Raw genomic sequence first — 9,849 nt, forward strand, 5'->3', positions numbered from 1 at the left:
CGGGCTGGCGATGCGGACCGACAAGACCGCCCGGAACTACTTCGCCGCAATCACCCTCGCCGCGTCACTCGCATGGCTCAACGCCAGCTTTAGCAACACGCCCTAGGAGGGGACGGCACCATAGACACGCCGGATGCGTGCTCAGCATCCTGGGCTTCTTCAGAACACCGCGCGTCCCTGGCGCAGTCTTGCCCGTGGCATAGTCACATGCTTATGTGTCTAGGTGATTGCCGATGAGGACTCATCTACTCCCTGACCGACGATCACGTGGCTCGCGTCATCAACGACGCCATCTCGCACAGCCAGGAAAAGTAGGCGCCGGGAAGCCCACGGCGCCAGCGAAGGAGACATCATGACGGAGGAAATCCCGGCAGAGCACACCCTCGCCGAGCACCAGCACGGGGGCCCGGACTGCACCCACGTCACAGTCCAGCACGGTGACCACGTGGACTATCTCCACGACGGCCACCGCCACGCCGAGCACCAGGGCCACTACGACGAGCATGACGACCCGGCAGAGCACACCCCTGCCGATCACCAGCACGGCGGCCCCGACTGCAGCCACGAGACGGTCCAGCACGGTGACCATGTGGACTACATCCACGATGGCCACCGGCACGCCGAGCATGCGGGCCACTACGACGAGCATTGATATCGCCCGCTGACCACCCCGCGGGAGGGCGAGGGCCGCGGCGAGCGCCCGCCGTCGCGAGTCCTCCCCTCCCCGGGCCCGCCCAGCTACCTTGGGGCACATGAACGAACAGGCGCTGTGGGCGGCCCGCATCCTCGAGGATGGCTTCGACCGGGTGCGCGAGGGGGTGGGGCACGCCCTGCTGGGCATGGGCCCCGAGCATCTGCTCCACCGGCCCGGGCCCAAGGCGAACTCCATCGGCTGGCTCGTCTGGCACCTCACGCGCATCGAGGATGACCACTTCGCCTCGCTCGCCGCCGTCCTGGCCGGCGGGAGGCCGCCGGCGCGCGGCAACCACGAGGTCCCGGCGGGCCAGGTGTGGCCGGAGTGGGAGGAGAGCTTCGGCCTCCCCTATGCCGCGGGCGCCACCGGCGTGGGGCACCGGCCCGAGGAGGTCGACGCGTTCACCGTCGGCGACGCGGACCTGCTGCGCGGCTACCACGAGGCCGTCCACGCGCGCGTCGTCGCCGTGCTCCGGGACCTCCGCATCGAGGACTTCGGCCGGATCGTCGACCTCCGCTGGACCCCGCACCTCACCGCGGCGGTCCGGATGATGAGCGTGCTCAACGACGCGACCCAGCACGTGGGCCAGGCCGCCTACGTCCGGGGGCTCCTCCGCGGGTGACTCGTTCCCGACGACCGCGGCCCCTCAGCCCATCCGTCGGAGAACAACGGTCCCGACACCGGCTCGGCGATGGCGCCGCACGCTCCCAGGGGAGAGCGGGTCACGCTCTCTTCACTGATTCGCGCAATGGTGCACGCCGCTTCGGGCCGATGCCACGACAACGTCGACAAGATCACCCGCGGCGCTGAGGTGCAGGGCGTTCACTGTCAACCCATGGTCTGCGCCGTCGACAGGTATCTGTTCATTAACTACAAGCCGTGCGCCTCCGGCGATGTCGATCGCGCTGTTTGGCTGTGTTGGCACAGCGACCGCCTTGCCACCGATGCGAAGCGTCATTTGGGTGCTTCCGCTCGCGGATCCACCGGACCCGCAGGTGCTCATCGATGTGGCCGTGGCACCCTGGATCTCGATGACGGGCATCCCGCGGAGACCAATCACCGCTTCATCTATCGTGGACGTTGAATGCGATGTCCCCGGGCCGAGACTGGTCGTTACCTCGGGGCACAGGGTACTGGCCGTGATCAATGGCCCCGTCACCTGTCCCAAGCAGGGCGTCGAGGTGCTGGACGCTCCGGCTGTCCTCACAGGTCCGGTGTCGGGAGTCGGCGCCAGATCGACGGCAAGCAACGGCAGTCCGAGGCCACCGCCGGCACCGTACGCACGTCCCGTGTAGTACTCCAAGAGCACCTCGGTGGACGCGTCGGAAGCCAAGTAGTAGTCATCTCCGTGGAACGCCACCATTGCCGGGATGGTTGCGTCGGCATTGAGCGGCTGCCTCACCGAGGGAATCGTGCAACTCGCAATGCCCGAGGAATCGGTGGTGCCGGTGCAGAACTGCCTGTCATCGCCGCTGCCCAACGAAAGTTCCAGCGCGCGCCCTGATACGGGGGTGCCACCCACTTCTCGTTCCGCCAACTGACCGCTAAGTCGCGCTGGTGCGCCGTTGGCAACCTTCTTGATACCGACGTAGCTGACCGCTGTCTTCTGCCGTTCGATGGTGAACGGCACAACGATGCTGGCGGGCTGGTAGCCCTCACCCAGATACCGGACAATCATCGTTGTCCGCCCAGGGCGTTGCGTGATGGTCAGGGGACACGTGGCCTGGCCCGACGAATCTGTTGTTCCTGTGCACGTCTGGCCATCGCCGCCACCGCCGAGAGTGAACCCAACCGATTGGCCAGCAAGCGGATCGCTCGGTTCGGCACCGGGTTTAGGACTTACCGTGAGTTTCGCCGAGGCCGTAAAGGTTGCCTGATAATGCGCTGACGTCGGTCCGGTGTATGCCAGCTTCGTCGGCGGAGCCCCGCCCATACCTCCGGGATGCAATGCGACGATCTCAGAACTTCGCTGCTCCACCTTTCCTGGGTCTGCGTCAGGGGTGTATGACAGGCTCATCGGTCCAACTTCGAAGCCGACAGTAATGCCCTTTAAGGCACCGCTGCCCTCCTGATTATGGGCGTACTTTCCTACTGCCCTGATCTCCTCATAGGGGATGCATTCATGTTTTTCTACGTCCCCCCGATGTTCAAGCAGAACACCCACGTATCCGTGATCTGTGGGTACCGGATGACGAGGTACGGGATTATTGGGCGGACTCGGTATCTGGTCGCGAATCTGCCAGAACGTGCTGTTATCGGCTGCGTTAGTCTCCTCCACGCTTATTAGCTCTGACACATCTGCGCCATACTCGTTCTCCGCATAGCGCACAGTTTCCGCTGGCGACAAGCACTTTTCGTCATAGTTCCCAAAACTGATGCCCACGACATCATTGGGATCACCGGCCAAGGCGATGTTCTTTGGGTCGCCCGGTTTTACATAATAGTTATTGAAGTCCCAGGTCATCATCACGACGTCACGGCCAGCCGGATAGAGCTTATTCGGATCCTCATGGAACATCAGCAGCTCGCACTTGAAATAATGCGGATTATCACAAGTGCTGAAATCTGGACTCTCGGCGGCCTCCAAGGCTGGCTCCGCAGTCACGCCAGCCTGCGGCGTCGAGATGCGCAAGCCATGCGCGCCCGCCTCCGCAAGATCTTCCTCAAGCGCAATATAGTCTCGAGGACTGCGGTCGAGGTGATCACGAATGGCCCGCTCAATCCCTTCGTTTTGCGATGATGTGGACGCCAGTTCGATCGAATCTGATGCCCCATACGAAGAGCCGGGCGATAGAAGACTCCCCAGAAATGCAGCAGTTGCTGCCACAACCAGTCCCCGCACGACTTCACCTCCCTTTTGTGGCCATGCATAGTGTCAGAATTCCCGCATATGCCGTGCCGATGAGGCCGACGGTGCGGGCCACCACCACCGGCCGGCGCACGGTCCTCATCTCAGCGAGGACTAGAAGCCACAGCTGAGATCGCATGAGTCGGGAGCGCGCCGACCGCACTCAGTCTCCTTCCACTCCCGTTGACCATGACGGACTCGACGAAGGGAGTAAACGACGCGGCGGGCAGAGGTCCTGAATCTTGGAGAATTGGTCGCGTTTATCCATGGTCGAACCGTGGGTGTCCGGTCCATGGTGGAACCATGGGGGTTCGGCCTATGGTGTTGGTCGGTTACGACGGTGCATCATTGCTTGATATCGCTTGCATCCTCACGAGCCTGGACTTGGCGAATGCCGTGGGCGCGTTGCCGCCGTACGCCGTGAGAATCGCCAGTGCCGGCCGGCGGCCCATCGCCTGCCGTGAGGGGGTCCTCCTGCCAAGCCACCAGTCACTGCAGCGCACCTTTGGCCCACTGGACACCTTGATCGTCTCCGGTGGGACAGGCCACCACCGGGCAGCGGCAGACCCCGTGATCGTAGGGAACGTGCGGCGGCTGGCGAGGGAGAGTCGCCGGGTTGCCTCCGTCTGCACCGGGGCATTCGTCCTGGCCGCGGCCGGGCTGCTCGACGGCAAACGGGCGACCACCCATTGGGAGTTCGCCGCCGACCTGTCCGCCCGCTACCCGGCCGTCTCGGTGGACCCCGGCCCCATCTTCATCCGGGACGGCGACATCGCCACCGCGGCCGGTGTCACAAGCGCTATGGATCTGATGCTCGCGTTCATTCAGGAAGACCACAATGCGGAGCTGGGGCGAGAGGTGGCCCGCCGTCTGGTGACCTACCTGCAGCGACCAGGGAACCAGGCCCAGATCAGCATGTTCACCTCGGCGCCTCCTGCCGAGCACGGTCTCGTACGAGAAGTGGAAAGCCACGTCAGCACGAATCTGGCCGCCGACCTCACGGGTGATGCCCTCGCGGGGCTCGTGGGGGTCAGCCAGAGGCACCTCACCCGGCTGTTCCTCATCGAGCTCGGCATCACCCCGGCCCGCTATGTCCGGCGTGCTCGCGTGGAAGCCGCGGCGCAGCTGCTCGCCACCACCGCGCTGCCTGTTTCGTGCATCGCGAGACGGTGCGGCTTCGGTTCGACAGAAGCACTCCGTCAGGCCTTCGTGCATCGGTACGGGGCGACGCCCTCGCAACACCGCGCGACCCAGCGCCCGAGTTCACGTGCGGGGGGCGGGGGCCGGTAGCCCTCAAGCAATGACCCCCAAGACCAGGGATGCGAAGCAATCAGTTGATAACGTGTCGCCCGTGACTGCGCCCCCTGTCCCGCGCACGACGGCGGTCCGCGCCGCGGACGTCCTCCTCGCCGCGGGCGCGTTCCTGGCCGGCGCGATCCGCCCCCTCCTCGAGTGGGAGGCCGACGGCGGCGTGCCGGCCCTGCTGCTGGCCTATCTGGTCCTGGGTGGCGCCGCGTGCACCGCCCTCGTGCTCCGCACGGCCCGCCCGCGCACCGTGCTCGCCGCGACCACGGCCGCCTCCGCCGCGCTCCTCGCGGCCGGGGTCGGGTGGGTCGGGGCGATCCTGCCGGCGGCCATCGCGATCTACACGGCGACGAGCCAGCTCCGCCGGCCCGGCGCGGTCTGGGCCGCCGTGTCGTCGATCGCCGCCCTCGTGTGCGCGTCCATCGTTCCAGCCCTGTGGCTGCACCGCGAGCCCGAGACCGTGCCCGTCGCGCTCATGGCGGCCGCGGCGGGTGCCTTCGGGGACGCGGCCCGCAACCGGCGGGAGTACCTGGCCGCCGCCGTCGAACGCGCCGAGCGGGCCGAGCAGAGCCGCGACGAGGAGGCGCGCCGCCGCGTCGCCGAGGACCGGCTCGCGATCGCGCGCGAACTGCACGACATCATCGCCCACCACGTGGCCGTCGTGAACATCCAGACCGCCGCCGCACGGTCCCTCATCGGCTCCGATCCCGCGGGGGCGCGGGCAGCCCTGGAGCAGGCTGGCCGGTCCGCGCAGACGGTCCTGCGGGACATGGGGAGCATGCTCGGCGCGCTCCGCAGCGCCGACTCGCCCGTCGAGCTCGAGCCCGCGCGCGCCGCGGAGGAGGCCCCCGGCCTGGGCGGGCTCGACGACCTCGCGGCCTCCTTCCGCGACCTCGGCATGGACTGCACGGTCACGCGCGAGGGACCGCTCGGCGGGCTCACGCCGGACCACCGGTTCGTCCTCTACCGAGCGGCCCAGGAGGCCCTCGCGAACGCCGCCAAGCACGCTCCGGGGGCGCCCGTCGTCGTGCGCCTCACCGGCGGCGACCGGGGCGTCGAGCTCCTCGTCGAGAACGGCCCGGCGCCGGCCGGAGCCCCGCACGCCCCGCGGAACAGCGCCGTCGGGACGGGCCACGGCCTCGGCGGGCTCCGCGAGCGGGCTTCGGCGCTGGGCGGGCGCACCAGCACGGGGACGACGACGAACGGCGGCTTCCGCGTGAGGGTGTGGCTTCCGAGGGGGATGTGACATGACCGACATGGCGGGAACTCCAGCGGCGGACGGCGCGATCCGCGTCGTGCTCGCCGACGACCAGGCGCTCATCCGCGCCGGCTTCCGCGTTCTGCTCGACGGCGCGCCGGACATCACGGTCGTCGCGGAGGCCGGGGACGGCGCCGAGGCCGTGGCCCTCGCGCGGGCGCTGCGGCCCGACGTCGTCATCATGGACATCCGCATGCCCGTCCTCGACGGGCTCGCCGCGACCCGCCAGATCACCGCCGATCCCGACCTCGCCGCCACGCGCCTGCTCATCCTGACGACCTTCGAGCTCGACGAGTACGTGTTCGAGGCCCTGCGCGCCGGCGCGAGCGGCTTCCTCGGCAAGGGCATGGACCCGGCCGGCCTCGCCGATGCCGTGCGGACCGTGGCCGAGGGCGGGTCGCTCCTCTCGCCCCGGGCCACCACGGGGCTCGTCGAGCACTTCCTCGCCCAGCCGGTCCGGGGCGACGCCCCCGTCAAGGCGTCACTGGGCCGGCTCACCGGTCGCGAGCAGGAGATCGTCGCCCTTGCGGCCGAGGGCCTGTCCAACGACGACATCGCCGGACGCCTCCACCTCTCCCCGCTCACGGTCAAGACGCACGCGAACCGGGCCATGGCGAAGGTCGGGGCGCGGGACCGGGCCCAGCTGGTCGTGTTCGCGTACCAGTCGGGGCTCGTGGTGCCCGGCCGGGCCTGACCCCTGTACTGCCTCCGCAGTAGCCACAGCTGCCCGCCGCGGCAGGACGCCCCGCCTCACTCCCCGCTGGCAAGCTCGGATCGTACGCCTTTGACGAAAAGGAAGACGATCAGGAAGCAGGGGGAACCATGGGAGCGACCAGCAAGCGCCCGGGCCGGGCCATCATCCTCGGCGGCGGCATTGGCGGCCTGAGCACGGGCATCGCGCTGCGCCAGCAGGGAATCGAGGCGACCGTCTACGAGCAGGCCGCCCGGTTCAGCGACGTCGGTGCGGGGATCCAGGTCTGGGTCAAGGGCATGAAGGTCCTCGAGCAGCTCGGCGTCGGCGCGCAGGTGCGCGCGAACGGAGCGGAGGTCCATCTGCAGCAGTTCTTCAACGACCGCGGCCAGCAGCTCTTTCAGGGGAAGCTCGCCGAGTACTCGCACGAATTCGGCGCCCCGATGCCCGTCATGATCACCCGCGCGGCGCTCATCGACGCGCTCGCGGGCGGGGTGGACTCTGCCGCGGTGCGGCTGGGCCGGCGTGCGGTCGCCGTGGCGCAGGACGCCGACGGGGTCACCGTGACGTTCGACGACGGCTCCGCGGACTGTGCCGACGTCCTGGTCGCCGCCGACGGCATCAACTCGTCGGTGCGCCGCCAGCTCTTCCCCGCGGTGGCCGTGCGCACGGCGGCATACTGCGACGCAGGGGCGATCGTCGAGCACCCGGCGCCGTTCGGGAGGAACACGTTCAGCATGTTCTTCGGCAGGGGCAACCGTGTGGCGGTCACCGACTGCGGCGATGGCAGCATCTACTGGTTCGTGAGCATCAAGGGCTCCACGGCGAGCCTCGAGGGGCCGCCCGAGACGCTGAAGGCCAATCTCCTCCGCCGCTTCAGGGACTTCCCCGAGGGCGTCGCATCCGTCATCGATGCGACCCCCGCCGACCGCCTCATCCATCACAGCGTGCGGGCCGTCCAGCCCATGCCGCGCTGGGGTGCCGGGCGGATTGTCCTCCTCGGGGACGCAGCCCACGCGACGAGTCCGAACCTCGGCCGCAGCTCGGCCGAGGCCATGGTGGACGCCTTCGTCCTGGCCTCGCTGCTGCGGGAGGCCGACCTCCGGAGCCTGCCGCAGGTCGAGAAGGTCATCGACGAGTACTCGGCGGCGCGCAAGCCCGAGGTCGAGGCCCTCCACCGCACGTCGTGGCGGATCGGCACCATCTCCTCGTGGGAGGGGGCGCTGAGCGTCGCGGCCCGCGACCTCGTCATGCGCACCGTGGCGGGCCAGAAGCAGATCGCCAGCGTCCGCGAGCAGTTCAGGGTGGCCTCGCACCCGATCGCGGTCTGACGCCCCAACCCCGCATCGCAACACGCCGTGATGGTCTGTCCATAACGGCGTGTTGCGATGCGGGGTTGCTCGGGTCGGAACGATCCGTCCAGCGGATCTGGATGTTGCCCCCCTCGAGCTTTTGGGTGCCCGAGTCGTAGCCGGTATCGAGCAGGATCCGGTAGGTGTCCTGGCCGACTCCGGGCTCGGCGAGGTCTTGGACGTCGACTCTGAACAGGTGCGAGCCCTGGCCGTCGATCATGGCGCGGCCGAAGATTGTCGCCTGGGTGCGCTGCGGGTTGCAGGTCAGGGCGAGGATCTGGGTCGACTTCACCTTCTGCCGCTGCGCGGGCCCGTGGTCCTGGTACTCCTGCTGGCCCTTGACCTTGCCGGCGCCGTCGGATTGGGCGTTGCCTCCGAAGGTGGCCCTGTCGCCGTTGAGGGCGGTGATCCGCCCGCCCTTGGTGATCTGTACCTGGCACAGCGGGGTCGTGACCGGCGGCGTCCAGGTCTTGGTGGGCGCCAGTGGGCTCGCATGGGTCCTGCACGGTGTCGTTGTCGGTGTCGGCGAAGGCACTGATCGCATCCGCGCCCGGGAGCTGGGGGCCCTGGTATCAGAAGGTCGCCTCCCCGCTGGGGTCGGTGGTCACCGAGTCGGTGGTGTTCACCGACCTGGTGACCATGAAGCACACCGTGATGCCTGGGGTCGGGTTGCCGAAGGCGTCCTTGACCATCGCGGTCACGCAGTGCTGGGTGTCGAGCTCGTTCGTGTCGGCTGCGGGCGAGAGCGTGAGCGTCGCCGGCGCGCCGGGGCCGAACGAGATCTTGGTGACGAGCGCGTCCTGAACGCCGTTGAAGGTGGCGTCGAAGGTCCCGGTAGACGTGGCGACGTTCGTCGTGCTGGTGAATCCGGTGACGTAGGCGGCCCCCCGAGGAGTCGACCGCGACGCACCCGCCGCGCCACGTGATGCCGGGCAGGCCGAGTAGACGAGGGCCGAGCCAGCCCGGCTGGCTTCGAGACGAAGGCGTCAAGAAGCCGTTGGAGGTTGGTCTCGGGCGCGAGAGGCGTGGCGTGGTGTGAGTGAAGGCCGCCCAGGCTGGTGAGCCCGGGCGGCCTTCGGTCGCCACGTTCTGGCCTATGTGCCGTCCGTGGTGTCGCCCTCGCCGGTGTTGAAGTCGGTCGCGGTGTCGGTACCGGGCCCGCCGCTGAAGTGGTCGGCGCCGGTGCCGCCGGTCAGGGTGTCGTCACCTCGCCCGCCGCAGAGGAGGTCGTTTCCTCCGAGGCCGATCACGGTGTCGTTCCCGTTTTGGGCGAAGATCATGTCCGCGCCCTCGGTTCCGGTGACAGTGTTGTTGCCGTTCCCGGCGACCTTCACAGTCACCAGCACGGTGCTCTGGGCATCGCCGTCGCTGACGGTCACCGTGAGCGTGGCCGTGCCGGTCTGGCCTGACACGGCGGTGGCGGAAAGCGTGCGAGCGGCACCAGAACCACCGAAGACCACGTTGGCATTCGGCACCAGCGCCGTGTTCGAGGACGAGACGCTGAGCACCAGGCTAGACGCCGGATCGTCCACGTCGGCCACTGTGAGGTTTATTGTGCCCGAGCGAGAGTTCGCCCCACAGGACCCGCCCGCGGCCACCGTCACGGTCGGCGCGTCGTTGGCCGCGGTGACGGTGATCGTGACGGTGGCGGTGTTGGAGTCAGCGGTGCCGTCGTTGGCCTTGTAGGTGAAGGTGTCGGTG

10 protein-coding genes are annotated in these 9,849 nt (G+C 68.4%); 6 read left to right on the forward strand and 4 right to left on the reverse strand.

Annotated elements, in window-relative coordinates:
* Positions 1-352 precede the first annotated feature (352 nt).
* Together BV907_RS17840 and BV907_RS17845 are read left to right on the forward strand one after the other, a co-directional pair.
* A complete protein-coding gene (locus BV907_RS17840; protein ID WP_077491098.1) occupies positions 353-652 on the forward strand; it encodes a hypothetical protein in 300 nt (99 codons plus the stop codon).
* A 100-nt stretch (positions 653-752) separates the two neighbouring features.
* Positions 753-1,316 (forward strand): mycothiol transferase, encoded by a 564-nt coding sequence (locus BV907_RS17845; RefSeq protein ID WP_217697962.1) that lies wholly within the window; start codon positions 753-755, stop codon positions 1,314-1,316.
* Positions 1,317-1,427: 111 nt separating this feature from the next.
* Here BV907_RS17845 and BV907_RS18620 read toward each other — a convergent pair whose 3' ends face one another.
* On the reverse strand, positions 1,428-3,521 hold the full coding sequence (locus tag BV907_RS18620) for a choice-of-anchor P family protein (RefSeq protein ID WP_139346870.1): 2,094 nt from the start codon (positions 3,519-3,521) through the stop codon (positions 1,428-1,430).
* A 369-nt stretch (positions 3,522-3,890) separates the two neighbouring features.
* Between BV907_RS18620 and BV907_RS17850 the strand changes: the two genes are divergently transcribed.
* The 4 genes from BV907_RS17850 (at position 3,891) to BV907_RS17865 (ending at position 8,127) form a co-directional block, all read left to right on the forward strand.
* Positions 3,891-4,832, forward strand: a complete 942-nt coding sequence (locus BV907_RS17850; RefSeq protein WP_245828073.1) for a GlxA family transcriptional regulator — start codon at positions 3,891-3,893, stop codon at positions 4,830-4,832.
* 61 nt (positions 4,833-4,893) lie between these two features.
* A complete protein-coding gene (locus tag BV907_RS17855; RefSeq protein ID WP_077491100.1) occupies positions 4,894-6,093 on the forward strand; it encodes a sensor histidine kinase in 1,200 nt (399 codons plus the stop codon).
* Between the two features lies 1 nt (position 6,094).
* The gene (locus BV907_RS17860; RefSeq protein WP_245828075.1) at positions 6,095-6,799 is read left to right on the forward strand and encodes a response regulator transcription factor; all 705 of its coding nucleotides are present in this window, start codon (positions 6,095-6,097) and stop codon (positions 6,797-6,799) included.
* A gap of 128 nt (positions 6,800-6,927) precedes the next feature.
* Entirely contained in the window at positions 6,928-8,127 is a 1,200-nt protein-coding gene (locus tag BV907_RS17865; protein ID WP_077491101.1) for an FAD-dependent monooxygenase, read from the forward strand.
* On the opposite strand, the gene BV907_RS17870 is transcribed toward BV907_RS17865, so the two are convergent.
* The 3 genes from BV907_RS17870 to BV907_RS17880 all read right to left on the reverse strand — a co-directional run.
* Positions 8,096-8,683 (reverse strand): post-COAP-1 domain-containing protein, encoded by a 588-nt coding sequence (locus BV907_RS17870; protein ID WP_077491102.1) that lies wholly within the window; start codon positions 8,681-8,683, stop codon positions 8,096-8,098. The two genes, BV907_RS17865 and BV907_RS17870, sit on opposite strands and share 32 nt — an antisense overlap.
* A 37-nt stretch (positions 8,684-8,720) precedes the next feature.
* The gene (locus BV907_RS19045) at positions 8,721-8,849 is read right to left on the reverse strand and encodes an Ig-like domain-containing protein (RefSeq protein ID WP_175637517.1); all 129 of its coding nucleotides are present in this window, start codon (positions 8,847-8,849) and stop codon (positions 8,721-8,723) included.
* A gap of 393 nt (positions 8,850-9,242) precedes the next feature.
* Positions 9,243-9,849 (reverse strand): calcium-binding protein (locus tag BV907_RS17880; protein WP_217697964.1); only part of this gene is annotated, 607 nt, incomplete at its 5' end.

It is taken from the genome of Sinomonas mesophila, assembly GCF_001999765.1.
GTDB lineage: Bacteria > Actinomycetota > Actinomycetes > Actinomycetales > Micrococcaceae > Sinomonas > Sinomonas mesophila.